The 12,636-nt window shown below is 62.9% G+C and carries 13 protein-coding genes; 4 read left to right on the top strand and 9 right to left on the bottom strand.

Going from position 1 to position 12,636, the window contains the following annotated elements; all coding sequences use genetic code 11:
* Positions 1-487: alanine dehydrogenase (locus Mgrana_RS15750; protein WP_420845929.1), on the bottom strand; the 487-nt coding region annotated here is incomplete at its 3' end.
* A 111-nt stretch (positions 488-598) separates the two neighbouring features.
* On the opposite strand from Mgrana_RS15750, the gene Mgrana_RS15745 reads away from it, so the two are divergent.
* A complete protein-coding gene (locus tag Mgrana_RS15745) occupies positions 599-1,063 on the top strand; it encodes an Lrp/AsnC family transcriptional regulator (RefSeq protein WP_119358538.1) in 465 nt (154 codons plus the stop codon).
* Positions 1,064-1,068: 5 nt separating this feature from the next.
* Here the strand turns inward: Mgrana_RS15745 and truB are convergent, their stop codons facing one another.
* The 3 genes from truB to Mgrana_RS15730 are packed head-to-tail and all read right to left on the bottom strand — an operon-like array spanning position 1,069 to position 5,096.
* Complete coding sequence (gene truB / locus Mgrana_RS15740) at positions 1,069-1,998, bottom strand: tRNA pseudouridine(55) synthase TruB (protein ID WP_119358536.1); 930 nt, start codon at positions 1,996-1,998, stop codon at positions 1,069-1,071.
* A 40-nt stretch (positions 1,999-2,038) separates the two neighbouring features.
* Positions 2,039-2,797 (bottom strand): RNA methyltransferase, encoded by a 759-nt coding sequence (locus Mgrana_RS15735; protein ID WP_119358535.1) that lies wholly within the window; start codon positions 2,795-2,797, stop codon positions 2,039-2,041.
* 58 nt (positions 2,798-2,855) lie between these two features.
* Positions 2,856-5,096 carry a transglycosylase domain-containing protein gene (locus tag Mgrana_RS15730; RefSeq protein ID WP_119358537.1) on the bottom strand — a complete coding sequence of 747 codons (2,241 nt, stop codon included), beginning with the start codon at positions 5,094-5,096 and terminating at the stop codon, positions 2,856-2,858.
* A 119-nt stretch (positions 5,097-5,215) separates the two neighbouring features.
* On the opposite strand from Mgrana_RS15730, the gene rpe reads away from it, so the two are divergent.
* The 3 genes from rpe to Mgrana_RS15715 are packed head-to-tail and all read left to right on the top strand — an operon-like array spanning position 5,216 to position 7,306.
* A complete protein-coding gene (gene rpe / locus Mgrana_RS15725) occupies positions 5,216-5,878 on the top strand; it encodes a ribulose-phosphate 3-epimerase (protein ID WP_119358534.1) in 663 nt (220 codons plus the stop codon).
* A 50-nt stretch (positions 5,879-5,928) separates the two neighbouring features.
* Entirely contained in the window at positions 5,929-6,678 is a 750-nt protein-coding gene (locus tag Mgrana_RS15720) for a 2-phosphosulfolactate phosphatase (protein WP_119358533.1), read from the top strand.
* A gap of 52 nt (positions 6,679-6,730) precedes the next feature.
* Positions 6,731-7,306, top strand: a complete 576-nt coding sequence (locus Mgrana_RS15715) for a TMEM175 family protein (RefSeq protein WP_119358532.1) — start codon at positions 6,731-6,733, stop codon at positions 7,304-7,306.
* A 12-nt stretch (positions 7,307-7,318) separates the two neighbouring features.
* Here the strand turns inward: Mgrana_RS15715 and Mgrana_RS15710 are convergent, their stop codons facing one another.
* From Mgrana_RS15710 to Mgrana_RS15690, 5 genes are all read right to left on the bottom strand, one after another.
* Positions 7,319-8,647, bottom strand: a complete 1,329-nt coding sequence (locus Mgrana_RS15710; protein WP_119358531.1) for a dipeptidase — start codon at positions 8,645-8,647, stop codon at positions 7,319-7,321.
* A gap of 33 nt (positions 8,648-8,680) precedes the next feature.
* The gene (gene hspR, locus Mgrana_RS15705; RefSeq protein ID WP_119358530.1) at positions 8,681-9,397 is read right to left on the bottom strand and encodes a heat shock protein transcriptional repressor HspR, fused homodimer type; all 717 of its coding nucleotides are present in this window, start codon (positions 9,395-9,397) and stop codon (positions 8,681-8,683) included.
* Positions 9,398-9,495: 98 nt separating this feature from the next.
* Positions 9,496-10,287 (bottom strand): metal ABC transporter permease, encoded by a 792-nt coding sequence (locus tag Mgrana_RS15700; RefSeq protein WP_119358529.1) that lies wholly within the window; start codon positions 10,285-10,287, stop codon positions 9,496-9,498.
* A 16-nt stretch (positions 10,288-10,303) separates the two neighbouring features.
* A complete protein-coding gene (locus Mgrana_RS15695) occupies positions 10,304-11,080 on the bottom strand; it encodes a metal ABC transporter ATP-binding protein (RefSeq protein WP_119358528.1) in 777 nt (258 codons plus the stop codon).
* 80 nt (positions 11,081-11,160) lie between these two features.
* Positions 11,161-12,354, bottom strand: coding sequence for an AI-2E family transporter (locus tag Mgrana_RS15690; RefSeq protein ID WP_119358527.1), 1,194 nt, complete (start codon positions 12,352-12,354; stop codon positions 11,161-11,163).
* Positions 12,355-12,636 lie beyond the last annotated feature (282 nt).

Here is a 12,636-nt window from a genome sequence, read left to right as displayed (position 1 = left end):
CCGGTACCCCGCCCAGCAGCACCCCGCGCCCCCCGTGAGGCTTTTCTAAGGCCGCTGCACCCACCTGTGGGGCCATTCGGCCCGCCACCTCGCTCATGGGAACCAACAAGGGCAGCGAGCCATCCTCGAGCTGTACCGTCTCATAGGCAATAGCGGTGGTCCCCCCGCTGAGAAGGGCCTTGGTCAGGGCCTCATCCGCAGCCAGGTGCAAGTAGGTAAAAAGGATGAGGTCAGGGCGGAGAAACCGGTATTCCTGGGCGATGGGCTCCTTGACCTTGACCACCAGCTCGGCCCCCCAGGCTTGCTCCACCGAGACCAGCTCGGCTCCCGCCTTGCTGTACTCCGCATCGCTGAGGCCAGAACCCAACCCCGCTCCGCGTTCCACCAAAACCCTGTGCCCCCGCCGGATCAAACTGGCTACCCCCCCTGGGGTAAGGGCCACACGGTTCTCGAGCGTCTTGACTTCCTTTGGAACTCCAACGGTCATGACCAACCTCCTGTTTTTCTGCCAGTGTAGAACCTAGGCCCCGGCAACGGAAGCGAAAACTTAAAGCCAAGCTCGAGCTTGGCTTTCTGCTCATAAGGCATAATGCTCCTTATGCCTTCCGAACCCAACCGCTTGCTGGATCGGGCCAACCTGGCCCTGTTGAATGAACTGCAAAGGGAAGCCCGGCTCTCCTACAGCGAGCTAGGCCGGCGGATCGGGCTCTCCACCCCTGCCGTGGCGGAGCGGGTGCGCCGCCTCGAGGATGCCGGGGTGATCCGCGGCTACGGAGCCCGCCTAGACCTGACCGCGCTGGGGTACAGCGTCACCGCCCTGATCGAGCTGGCGGCCCCACCTCCCCGCTATGCCCAAGTGCTCGAGTATGCCCAGAACACCCCCGAGGTACGGGAGTGCTACTTCGTCACCGGGGAATCCTCGTTTGTGGCCCGGGTGGTGGCCCGCAGTATTGCCCATCTACAGGAGCTCATCCAGCAAATGAGCTTGCTCGGCAGTACCCGCACGGCCGTGGTGCTCTCAGCGCCCATCATCAAGGAGACCTTCGAGCTCGGCCAAGGGTGAACCCGCTACTCCTTGAAGACCCGTCGGATGCGCAGCTTGAAGCCATCGCCCTCCGCAATGGCTATCAGCTTGCGCCCAGGGGCCAGAAGCGCCACCGGCCCCTGGGCCGGGATCGGCAAGGGCACCCCCTCCATCACCCGCCGGGCCTCCGGAAGGGAAAGCTCCACGCTAGGACAGGAAAGGGCCTCGAGCACATCCACCTCTCGAGCAGCGTCCAAGGCCTCCACGCTCTGGGCAATCTCCAAGCCGATCTTCCCCACCCGGGTGCGCACCAGCCCCGATAGAAAGGCCAGGCTGTCCAGCCGCTCACCCAGGTCGCGGGCAAAAGCCCGCACGTAGGTCCCCGAGCCCACCACCAGACGAATTACCGCGGTTGGATAGGCCCCCAGCACCGGGGGCAGCTCAACCACACGACCGCGCTCATCCAGGCTCCACCCCACCGCCGAAGGAGCAATGCGATAGGCGATGGGCGCGGGATCATAGGCCAGCAGGGTGGCCTCGAGGTACTTTACCGGGCGGGGAAGCAGCTCGAGGGCCTGGCCTTTGCGGGCCGCCTCATAGGCCTTAACCCCCCCGACCTTCACCGCCGAGTAGGCCGGCGGTACCTGCTCGGTCACCCCCAGAAACCCCTCCAGGGCCTCTGCCACCTCGCGCCGACTGGGTCGCCGAGCGGTCTCCTGGACTATTGGCCCCTCGGCGTCAAGGGTTTGGGTGGTGGCGCCGAATGAAACCCAGGCCAGGTACTCCTTGTCCTCGGCGGAGAGAAAAGGCACCAGCTTGGTCGAGGCCTCGGTAGCCAGAACCAATACACCCGTTGCCAACGGGTCAAGGGTACCGGTGTGGCCCACCCGGCGGGTGGAAAGCACCTTGCGCAGGGCATCTACCAGGTCGTGCGAGGTACGGCCCAAGGGTTTGTCTATGGCATACAGAGCCATGCGTAGGGGATTCTACACCCAAGGGTCGCGCCGTAGGGGCTCAACTTTTCGCCTTAGGCCGGCCCTGGCGGGCATACCACCGGCTTTGATGCAGGAACCCCCGCAGAAACTGCACTTCTCCCGGGGTTAGGTGGGCTTTATGCAGCAGGCGGCGAAAGCGACGCACCGCATAGGGCTGCCGGTTCGGATCGCTGAACCCGGTCTCGAGCACCCACTCCCCCAGATCCGCAAAAAGGGCCTCGAGGGCTTCGCGGTTGGCCTGGGTTGGGGCCGCCGGAGCCGGGGGCTCCTGGGCCGCCATAAAGAGCTCATACCCCAACACCACCACCGCCTGAGCCAGGTTAAGGCTGGGCTGTTTGGGTGCGGTAGGGATGCGCACAATGAGCTGGGAAAGGTCTAGCTCTTCGGTCCTAAGCCCATCGGCTTCTCGGCCAAAGAGAATCGCCACCTTCCCGGTTTGGGCTTGTTGCAAGGCCGCTGAGGCCATCTCTCGCGCGTTGACCAACGGCCCGGTATAAATCTCCCGCTTGCGCACCGTGGTGCCGATCACCAACTGCACCCCGGCCAGGGCCTCGAGCAAGCTCTGCTCTATCGAGGCCCGCTGCAAAATTTCCTCCGCGTGGACCGCCAGGCGATACGCCCAGGAATGAGCCCCCAGACCAAGATCGGCCACCACCCGGGGCTCCGGGTCCACCAGGCGCAAATCAGAAAGGCCAAAGTTCTGCATGGCTCGAGCAGTCGCGCCCACATTCATGGGTTCCTGCGAGCCAACCAAGATGATGCGGATATTCTCGAGCATGATTTTAGAAAACCCCCTGCCCTACCCAGGGCACTCCTGGCGGGGGGGCGGGCCGGGCCTAGTTCCCATTACAAGCGTACTGGCTCACTCGGTTGGCAGCTACCTGCAGCCAGACCACCCGGTCGGTCGGGGTGTCTGGGCCAGCCAAGCAACCGGTCTGTTGGTCAATGGCCACGGTTTGGTAAACCGGGGTGCTGGCCACCGCAGGACCTACGCTGGCAACATAGCTGGGCGCGGGTGGGGTGTCCTGGATCGCGGCCTGCTGGCGTTGGGTCTGGCTGCTGGGAAACAAGGCCTGCACCCCCCCACTGCTGGTTGGGTCCCCGGTGAGGAGGTCCATACCGCTGCTGATCAGGCCGGAGGGCTGAGGGAAATCCCCCGCCGGGCGGCCCCGTAGGGCTTCTTCCACGAAATCGTGCCAGATGATCGGGTTGACAATCGAGCTGCTGGGCTCTACCCCGTTCATCCGCTGCGGCTTGTGGTCATCCCGGCCTACCCAGAGCGTAGCCACCAAACCCCGGGTGGCCCCGGCGAACCACAGATCCACCGCATCCTGACTGGTTCCGGTCTTGCCCCCGACAATTCGCCCGGGAATCTTGGCGTCTGCCGCCAGGCTGCTGCGGAACCCTGGAGGCACGTCATAGACGTAGCCTTTGAGCATGTCCCAGACCTGGTATGCCACCTGTGGGCTCCACAGCAAAACCTTCTTGGGCTCGGGTTGGTAGACCACCCGGCCCTTGCTGTCCTCCACCCGCAACACCAGTTGCGGTTCAACCCAGTAGCCACCGTTGACAAAGCTGCTGTAGGCCGCCGCCAACCCCAGCGGGGTGATATCGGCCCCACCGCCGATGGCGTTGGCCAGCACCGGAAGGTTGTTGGTGATGCGGAATCCCGCCGCCTTGAGCTTGTCCCCCAAACGCCCCACCCCGATCGCCTCGAGGGTCCGAATGGCCGGCAGGTTCAGGCTGCGGTCAAACGCGTAGCGGATGGTCACCGCTCGGTTCAAGTAGGTGTTGTCGAAATTCTTAGGCCGCCAGACGCCTTGGGGCGTGGGGTACTCAAAGGGGGCGTCCAATACAGTGCTGGCCTGAGTCCAACCGGCCTCTAAAGCGGTGCCGTAGGTAAAGGGCTTGATGGCCGAACCGGGGCTGCGCCAAGCCTGGGTAGCCCGATTAAACTCCGCGCCGGGGTCGGTGCCGGGCCGGGCCCCCACCATGGCATACACCTCTCCTGAAGCAGGATCCAGGCCTACCAAGGCCAACTGGGCCCCATCGGGCAGCTTGCGCCCGGTGACGGCCCGCTCGGCGGCAGCCTGCATCTTGAGGTCTAAGGTGGTGTACACTCGCAACCCCCCCTCCGCCCGCAGCTTGTCGGCTCCCAGCTTCTCCTTGAGGTAGCGCTGCACCTCGAGGACAAAATACCGGGCCGAGCGGATGTTGAGGTCGGGCATGATCCGGGCTTGGGGATCCACCAGCTTGGCCTTGAGAAGGTTGCCGGACGTGTCGTACTGCGCCTCCCAGCCCCGCGGAACCAGGGGCTGTTTCCAGGCCGCATCCGCCTCGGAGCGGCTGACCCAGCCGTCCACCACCATGTTGTTGAGCAAGATGTGCATCCGCTTACGGGTCGCTTTGAGGTCGAGGTAGCGGGTGTTGGGAGCGGGGATCAGCACGGCCAGATAGGCCCCCTCGGCCAGGCTGAGCCTCGAGGGGTCTTTGCCAAAATAGGCCTGGGAGGCCGCCCAGATGCCCTGGGCATTGCCCCCCCAGGGCACCACGTTGAAATACATCTCGAGGATCTCCTCCTTGGAGTAGCGGCGCTCGAGCTGGATGGCTAGGGGAAACTCCTTGAGCTTGCGCTCGAGGCCCGCCAGCCCCGAACGCTCCCCCGCCAGGTTCTTGAGCAGGGTGTTCTTGACCACCTGGGTGGTGATGGAAGACCCCCCCTGCACATCCCCGCGCAGGGTGTAGTACAGCCCACCAAACAAGCGGATGAAATCCACCCCGTAGTGGCGAAAGAAGCGCTGGTCCTCCGAGACCACCACCGCCACCACAGCCGCCGGAGAGACATCGGAAAGCCGCACCAGTTGCCGGGCGATGGCCCGCCCATCCTCCACCGTACCCACATCGGCAATGGGGGTGCCATCGCGGGTATAGAAGGTTGAGGTAGCGGTGAAGCGCAGCTCGTCCAAGGCCTCGAGGCTGGGCAAGTCGTGTAGCAAGTTGTAGATCACATACCCCGCCGCCCCTACCGCGCCTAAAAATCCGGCAATGAAGATTACCCGTAAAATCCGCAGCGCCATCCGCACGAAGTTCAGTGTAGCAGGGCTGGATGAGGCCATATGTAAGGGTGGAATGGGGACAGGGGTCCTACCCCCTTATCAATTCCAAGCCTTATACCGTATGATTCCCTTCGCCGGTTATGCGTCAATCCATTCAAATTGCCCCCTCGGTGTTAGCCGCCGATTTCGCCCGCCTAGGCGAGCAGGTGGCTGAAGCCGAAGCCGCCGGAGCCGAGCTGATTCACATCGATGTGATGGACGGGCGCTTCGTTCCCAACCTCTCGATGGGGCCGGTGGTGGTCGAGGCCTTGCGCCGGGTAACCTCGCTGCCGCTCGAGGCGCACCTGATGATCCTCGAGCCCGAACGCTACGTGAGCGATTTCGCCGCCGCTGGGGCTAGCTGTATCCTGGTCCACCCCGAGGCCACCCCCAATGTCCACCGGGCCCTGCAGCTCATCCGAGAACACGGCCTAAAAGCGGGGTTGGTGCTCAACCCCGGCACACCCTTGACCTATTTTGAAAACCTCCTCCCTGAGATCGAGCAGGCCCTGCTGATGACCGTAAACCCAGGGTTTGGGGGCCAGGCTTTGATCCCCAGCAGCCTGGAGCGGCTCGAGCGGCTTCGGGCGCTGCGGAACCGGCTCAACCCCACCTGCCCAATCGAGGTGGACGGCGGGGTCAACACCGAGACCGCCCTCGAGCTGGTGCGCCGAGGGGCCGATATCTTGGTGGCGGGCTCAGCGGTGTTTAAGGGCGAGGTTGCCCGCAACATCCAGGCCCTGCGGGAGAGCTATGGGGCCTGAAATCTTCGCTCCAAAACGTCTTGTTTTCGATTTATCCGAGGGGGTGCACGATGCGATTGAGGGTTGACCTGGTTCCCCAAGAGGGGTTGAGCTACGCCGATGTGGTGCTGGTGGTGGACGTGATCCGGGCCACCACCACCGCGAGCGCCTTCCTCGAGGCGGGGGCTAGAGAGCTTTACCTCACCGCGCTCCGTGAGAGCGCCCGCAGCTTTAAGGACCACGACGTGGTCCTGGCCGGAGAGGAAGGGGGTTTGAGGCCGGCTGGGTTCGACTACGGCAATTCCCCCCGCGAGGCGCTCGAGGCCGCGGTGGGAGGGAAAACCGTGGTGATGAGCACCACCAATGGCACCAAAGCGGCCCACCTGGCCGCCCGCACCGCCAAACACGTGCTGTTGGCCTCACTGTACAACGCCCACGCCGCAGCCCGGCTGGCCCATGACCTGGCTTCGGAAGAGGTCGCCGTGTTGTGTGCGGGCAAGGAGGGGCGCATTGGCCTGGACGATACCTACACCGCCGGGGTGCTGGCCGAGTTTTTACAGATCATGGGGGGGTACGACCTCGAGGATGGGGCCCTTACCGCCCTGGCCACCCGCCGCACCTACCCTGACCCCACCGAGCCGCTCCACCTTTCCGCGGCCGCCCAGGCCCTGCGGCAGGTGGGCCTGGAAGAGGATGTGACCTTCTGCGCCCAGATTGCCGCTTCCCCAGCCGTGCCCCTTCTGGAAGGCCGGGTAGGCGAAGCCCTAATCTTCCGGCGAGGACAACGCAACGGCAGCCAGAGCCAAATTCCCACGCTCTAAAGCATGTTTTACGCTCCTAGAGCTCGAGACCCGAAAATCCAGGAGGTTAGGCATGAGCAAGGGGCGGATGGAAGCGTTTAGCGATGGGGTTATCGCCATCATCATCACCATCATGGTGCTCGAGCTAAAGGTGCCCCACGGGCAGGACTTGGCTGCGTTACGCCCACTGGCTCCAGCGTTCCTCAGCTACGTGCTGAGCTTTGTTTATGTAGGCATCTACTGGAACAACCACCACCACCTGCTGCAAGCCGCCCATAAGGTGAATGGGCGGATTCTCTGGTCCAACTTGTTCCTGCTGTTCTGGCTCTCCCTCATCCCCATCACCACGGCCTGGATTGGCGACAGCCAATTCGCACGCTGGCCGATCATCCTTTATGGGATGGTGCTCCTGATGGCCGCCATAGCCTATACCCTCTTGCAGCTCCAACTGATCGCTCAGGAGGGTCGAGCGGCTCCTCTGGCTCGAGCCATCAACTCAGATCTCAAGGGCAAGGTCTCTTTGGTGTGTTATGCCTCAGCCATTCTTCTGGCCTTCTGGAATCCCTTGATCTCGCTGGGGCTCTATATCCTGGTAGCGATGATCTGGTTCATCCCGGATCGGCGCATCGAAAAGATCCTTGCGGAGTGATCCCCCGCTGGTCTAGCCAGCCTGCTTGGCAAACTCGAGCAGGAAGTTTCTGCTGGACTCGATGGCCTTTTCGAAGTTGATAAGGTCAAACTTCTCGTTGGGGGAGTGCAGGTTGTCATCGTCCAGACCAAAACCCATCAGAACGGTGGGGATCCCCAGCAATTCCTGGAAATCCGCCACAATAGGTACGCTGCCGCCCATTCGATTAAACACGGCCTTTTTGCCCCAAGCGCGCTCGAGCGCGACGGCTGCGGCTTGCATAGCCGGGGAGTCCAGTGGGGTGATCACCGGCTTGCCCTCGCCCAGCGGCACGATATCCATGCGGTACCCCAGGGGCAGTATGGCCTCTAAATACGCCCGGGTGAGGGCATGGATCACCGATGGGTCCTGATCGGGAACCAGCCGCATGGAGAGCTTGAAACCGGCCTTGGCCGGGATAACCGTTTTGGAGCCTTCCCCTTGATACCCTCCCCAGATGCCGTTGACATCCAGGGTAGGCCGGGCCCACACCCGCTCCAACAGGCCATACCCCTCCTCGCCGGGCATGGCCGTAGCTCCGATGGCCGCAGCAAACGCCCCCTCATCAAAGGGGAGTTGGGCATACAGGGCCCGCTCATCCGGAGAAATGGGCCGCACGCGGTCATAGAACCCAGGGATTCGAATTGTGCCGTCTTCCCCCTTGAGCTTAGCGATCATCCAGGCCGCCGCGTGGATGGGGTTAGGAGCACCCCCCCCGTAGGTGCCGGAGTGCAGGTCGCGGCTCGCCCCCTGTAACCGAACCTCCATCAGCACAATGCCCCGCAGCCCATAGGTGATGGCGGGCTGCCCTGGGGCCAGCATGGAGCTATCCGAGACCACCAGCACATCCGCCCTCAGGCGCTCCACATTCTCCTTCAGCCAGGGCACCAGGTTGCCGAAGCCCACCTCCTCCTCACCCTCGATCACGAACTTGACATTGACCGGCAAGGCCGATCCCAGGGCCTCTACCGCCGCAATATGGGCGAAGATCTGCCCCTTGTCATCGGAAGAACCGCGGGCATACAGCTTCCCGTCGCGCACCGTAGGCTCAAACGGGGGGGTTTCCCAAAGCTCGAGCGGATCGGGGGGCTGCACATCGTAGTGCCCGTAGATCAGCACCGTAGGCGCGGCCTCTCCCACGTGCTTTTCGGCGTACACGATGGGGTGGTTGGCTGTGGGCGCCACCTCTACGCTAAAGCCTAGGGCCTGCAGCTTGGCCTCGAGCCAGGCCGCGGCACGCTTGGTGTCTTGGTTGTGGGCAGGGTCAGCGGATACCGAAGGGATGCGCAAAAACTCGATCAGTTCGGAAAGGGCTTGGGTCACAGGGGCAATTATAGTCCCCTTTGGCAAAGGGCCTCAACCGGCGTTGGTCTGGGACTGGGCCGGGGTGAGTTCGCGCAGCAAGGCCATCCGCAGTCGGGCAATCTCGCTCTCGAGCCGGTTCTGCTGGGCATCGAGCTCGTCGCGCAGCCGGATGATCTCCTCTACCCCCGCCAGGTTCACCCCTAACTCCTGGGTCAGGCGGCGGATCTCCCGCAGCTTCTCCACATCGTGTTCGGAGTAGAGCCGGGTCTTGCCGGAGCTGCGTTTGGGGGCTACCAACCCCTTGCGCTCATAGAGGCGCAGGGTCTGGGGGTGCATGTCCACAATATCGGCTGCCACCGAGATCACATAGACCGGGCGCTCTTTATCCCCATTCTTGCGGCCCTTCTTGGCCTCCCCGGCCCCAGGGGGGGGCAGGGCAGGGGTGGCCTTGAGGGCCTCGAGCCGCTCCCCCAGTTCCGCCTTGAGCCGCTCAGCCTCCGCCCGGAACTCGGTCTCGAGCTTCCACAGCTCGTCGCGCAGCCGGATGATCTCCTCCACCCCCGCCAGGTTCACCCCCATCTCCTGGGTCAGGCGGCGGATCTCCCGCAGCTTCTCCACATCCCGCTCAGAGTAGAGCCGGGTCTTGCCCCCGGAGCGCTTGGGACGAATCAACCCCTTGCGCTCATAGAGGCGCAGGGTCTGGGGGTGCATATCAACCAGCTCGGCAGCAACCGAAATGATGTATACCGGGCGGTCTTTGTTATCCATAATCCACTCAGGCGCAAACGCCTTGACATAGATAGTATACAAAACTTTATCCGATCCACAGGGAGGATCGGCACACGTTCAGGCGCCCCCCGAAAGTGCTAGCGCCGCAGCCACAAGGCCAGGGCAAATACCGCTGCCTGCACCAACACGATGGCACTTCCGGCCGGAACATCCAGCTGATACGCCACCATCAAGCCGGGGATTACCGAAAGCACCCCAAAGCTCACCGAGAGCAGGGTCATTGCCGCAAAGGTACGGCTCAGCAGGCGGGCTGCCGCCGCCGGAATCACGATAAAGGCCGCAATTAGCACAATCCCCACCACTTTGACCGCGGTCACCACCATCAGCGCGACCAAGCCTGCCAGCAAGTAATCGTGCAGGCTCACCGGGCGGCGGTCGGCCAGGGCCAGCTCTCGATCAAACGTGGCATAGGCCCAGTGCTTCCATAGCGGTGCGGCCAGCACCACCAGGAGGGCTACCGCGCCCACAGCCAGCAAATCTGCCTTCGTAACCGCCAGGATCGAGCCAAACAGGTACGCCACAGCATCGGGAGCAAAGCCCTGGCGCAGCGACATGAACAGCACCCCCAAAGCCACCGATACCGCAAAAAAGATGCCGATGGCGGTGTCGTCGCCCAGGTTGCTGCGCTCACGCACCCAGGTGATGGCCAACGCAACCGCTACCGCGAAAGGGAGCGCAACCCATAGGGGCTCGGTGTGGAAAAACAAGCCCAGGGCAACCCCGGCAAAAGCGGCGTGGGCCAGGCCGTCCCCTAAAAAAGACAGGCGACGCTGCACCACAAAGACCCCTAGATAGCTGGCCAGCCCACCCACCATCAGGCCAGCCAGCAGCGCGCGCTGTAAGAAGGGAAACTGAAGGGCCTCGAGCATGCAACGTCCCGCCTATCTAGCGCCCCATCACCAAGCTGTGGGCATGCCCCACGTGCCCAAACGCTTCGGCCAGGCATTCATGGCAAAGCACCGCCTCCGGCCGACCATACCCTACCACCCGGCGGTTGAGCAGCAGGACCTGCGAGGCGTGGTGCTGGGCTGCTTCCCAGTCATGGGTAATCATCAAAACCGTCACCCGGGCTGCACCCTGGCTATGGGCGCTCTGGTAGGCCTCGAGGTGCCGGTATAGATCGGCTTCCCCCACCGCGTCCACACCCGTAGCGGGCTCATCCAGCAGCAGCAATCGGGGCTCGCGGATCAGGGCTCGAGCCAGATACACCCGCTGCAACTCTCCCCCGGAAAGGCGGCCCAGGCGCCGCCCCGCCAGGTGCAGCGCCCCTACCTGCTCGAGCATGGCCTCAGCCCTGCGTCGCTCCTCTGGCCGAATGCGCAGCGGCCAACTGCGACGCAACCCGCTCACCACCACCTCCAGCGCCAAGGCCGGGAAGCTGCGGTCAAAGCCCTTAACCTGAGGCACATACCCCATCCAATCGGGGGGAACCTCACCGGGATCTTTGCCCAGCACCCGCACGCTGCCGCTAATCTGTACCCGGCCCTCCTGGGGTAGGCCCTGGGTCAAGCCCAGCACCGATTTGAGCAGGGTGCTCTTGCCCGCTCCGTTGGGCCCGAGAATTGCCACAAAGCTGCCCTCTTCCACCCCCAGCGAGATCTCCCGAAGCACCTGGAAATCGCCAAAGCGAATGGAGTAGCGATCGAACTCGAGGGCGTTCATAAGGTCCAGCTATTGAGAATAGGTTATCACTTTTTGCCTGGACGGATCTAGCTCACATTTACCCCAGGGATCTGGGCCTTTCAGGGCTTGGGCAGGGGAAGGTCGTCCTTTGCGGCGGTCTGCTCATTTGGGGTTCCCCCCCCTTCCGCCCCCTGGCCTGCCGCCACCACCTGTGCGACCGTCTCGTCCGAGACCTCAGGGCGATGCAAAACGGCCAAATACACCTCTTCATACAGGGCTTTGATGATCAAGGCCAGGGGAACGGTGAGGAAAACCCCCGCCAAGCCGAGCACCGCCCCAAACACCAGCACCCCGAGCAGCATCGAGGCTGGATGCAGTTCGACCGTGCGCCCCATCACCAGCGGCCCAAACACACTGTTGTCGAGTTGCTCCACAATCAGCAGCACCCCAATCGCCAGCAGGGCCATCTGCCAGGAGCCATCGGATAAAGCGGAAAACACCGGCAAGGTAATCCCCAACCAAGGGCCCAGAAAGGGGATCGGGTTGGTCAAGCCATTGACCAGGCCAAAAAGCAGGGCATTCTCAAACCCTACCAGCCGCAGGCCGATGCCCATCAGCGTGCCCTTGATCACCGAGAGCAGCAGGGTCGCCAGCAACCACTTACCAAGCTGGGCCCCGATCCGCACCAAGGTACGCTGCACGATGGGGCGGGTCTGGGGCGGGATCCCGCTCATCAGCCCCCGCACGATGGGCTCAGGGCTCATCAGCAGGAACAGCACCACGATCAGGAGCAAAAAGGTGGAAGCGACCAGGCCTACTGCAGAAGAAGCTACCGAAAACAGCCCGGTTAGGGTCGAGCCATTCAGCAAACCGCCAACCAGTTTGCTGAGGTCTCCGGTAGGGATCCCCTTCTGCAGAGGGGCTAGGGCCGGGTAACGCTCAACCAGGGCCGATAGATGGGCATTGACCCCATCGAATAGCCTCGGCATGTTCTGGGAAAAATGCTGGCCTTGGGCGACAAATAGGGGCAGCACAATCGCAATAAATCCCAGAAACGCCACCAGGATACCCAGCACCACCACCACCGCCCCCATCCGGCGGGGAAGGTGCAGGCGGTTCTCGAGCAGCGCCACCAGTGGGTTGAGCCCCATGGTGAGCACCCCGGCCAGCAATATAAACACCAGGGGTTCCACCACCGCCGAGGCCACTCGAGCCAAGAAAAGCAGTCCAAAAACCAAAAATACCGTATTGAAGAGCACCCGCTGAAAACCCTTCAGATCGAAGGTTGGAGGCATACCGGGGGGCTTGGACATGAATATGACCTCATCCAGCCTACGGCAGAAGGGCTGACCCTAAGTTGAGGATGAGCTGAGGCAAGGTTGAGGTGGGCAGCCTTTGGGGAGGGGTTTGAACCCTGCATTGTCATTAGCGTGCCCCTTATAGGCCTAAGAAATTCCAAATTGTATGGACAAGTAGTCCAAGAATAGGGCTCACCAGTGGAGTAGAACGCGGATGCAGATGAGGAGGAAGGCGAAGACCATCAGTCCCCGGTAGTTATCGGCTTTGCGTTCGTAGCGTACGACCAGGGCGCGGTA

The organism is Meiothermus granaticius NBRC 107808 (assembly GCF_003574355.1).
Taxonomy (GTDB): Bacteria; Deinococcota; Deinococci; order Deinococcales; family Thermaceae; genus Meiothermus; species Meiothermus granaticius.
Note: the sequence above shows the minus strand (reverse complement) of the source record. Positions and strands in the feature narration are given on the sequence as shown.

Bases quoted from the DNA above. Each gene is read 5' to 3' on its own strand.
- Mgrana_RS15745 (WP_119358538.1), top strand. From the start codon at position 599: ATGCCTTCCGAACCCAACCGCTTGCTGGATCGGGCCAACCTGGCCCTG.
- truB (WP_119358536.1), bottom strand. From the start codon at position 1,998: ATGGCTCTGTATGCCATAGACAAACCCTTGGGCCGTACCTCGCACGAC.
- Mgrana_RS15735 (WP_119358535.1), bottom strand. From the start codon at position 2,797: ATGCTCGAGAATATCCGCATCATCTTGGTTGGCTCGCAGGAACCCATG.
- Mgrana_RS15730 (WP_119358537.1), bottom strand. From the start codon at position 5,096: ATGGCGCTGCGGATTTTACGGGTAATCTTCATTGCCGGATTTTTAGGC.
- rpe (WP_119358534.1), top strand. From the start codon at position 5,216: ATGCGTCAATCCATTCAAATTGCCCCCTCGGTGTTAGCCGCCGATTTC.
- Mgrana_RS15720 (WP_119358533.1), top strand. From the start codon at position 5,929: ATGCGATTGAGGGTTGACCTGGTTCCCCAAGAGGGGTTGAGCTACGCC.
- Mgrana_RS15715 (WP_119358532.1), top strand. From the start codon at position 6,731: ATGAGCAAGGGGCGGATGGAAGCGTTTAGCGATGGGGTTATCGCCATC.
- hspR (WP_119358530.1), bottom strand. From the start codon at position 9,397: ATGGATAACAAAGACCGCCCGGTATACATCATTTCGGTTGCTGCCGAG.
- Mgrana_RS15700 (WP_119358529.1), bottom strand. From the start codon at position 10,287: ATGCTCGAGGCCCTTCAGTTTCCCTTCTTACAGCGCGCGCTGCTGGCT.
- Mgrana_RS15695 (WP_119358528.1), bottom strand. From the start codon at position 11,080: ATGAACGCCCTCGAGTTCGATCGCTACTCCATTCGCTTTGGCGATTTC.
- Mgrana_RS15690 (WP_119358527.1), bottom strand. From the start codon at position 12,354: ATGTCCAAGCCCCCCGGTATGCCTCCAACCTTCGATCTGAAGGGTTTT.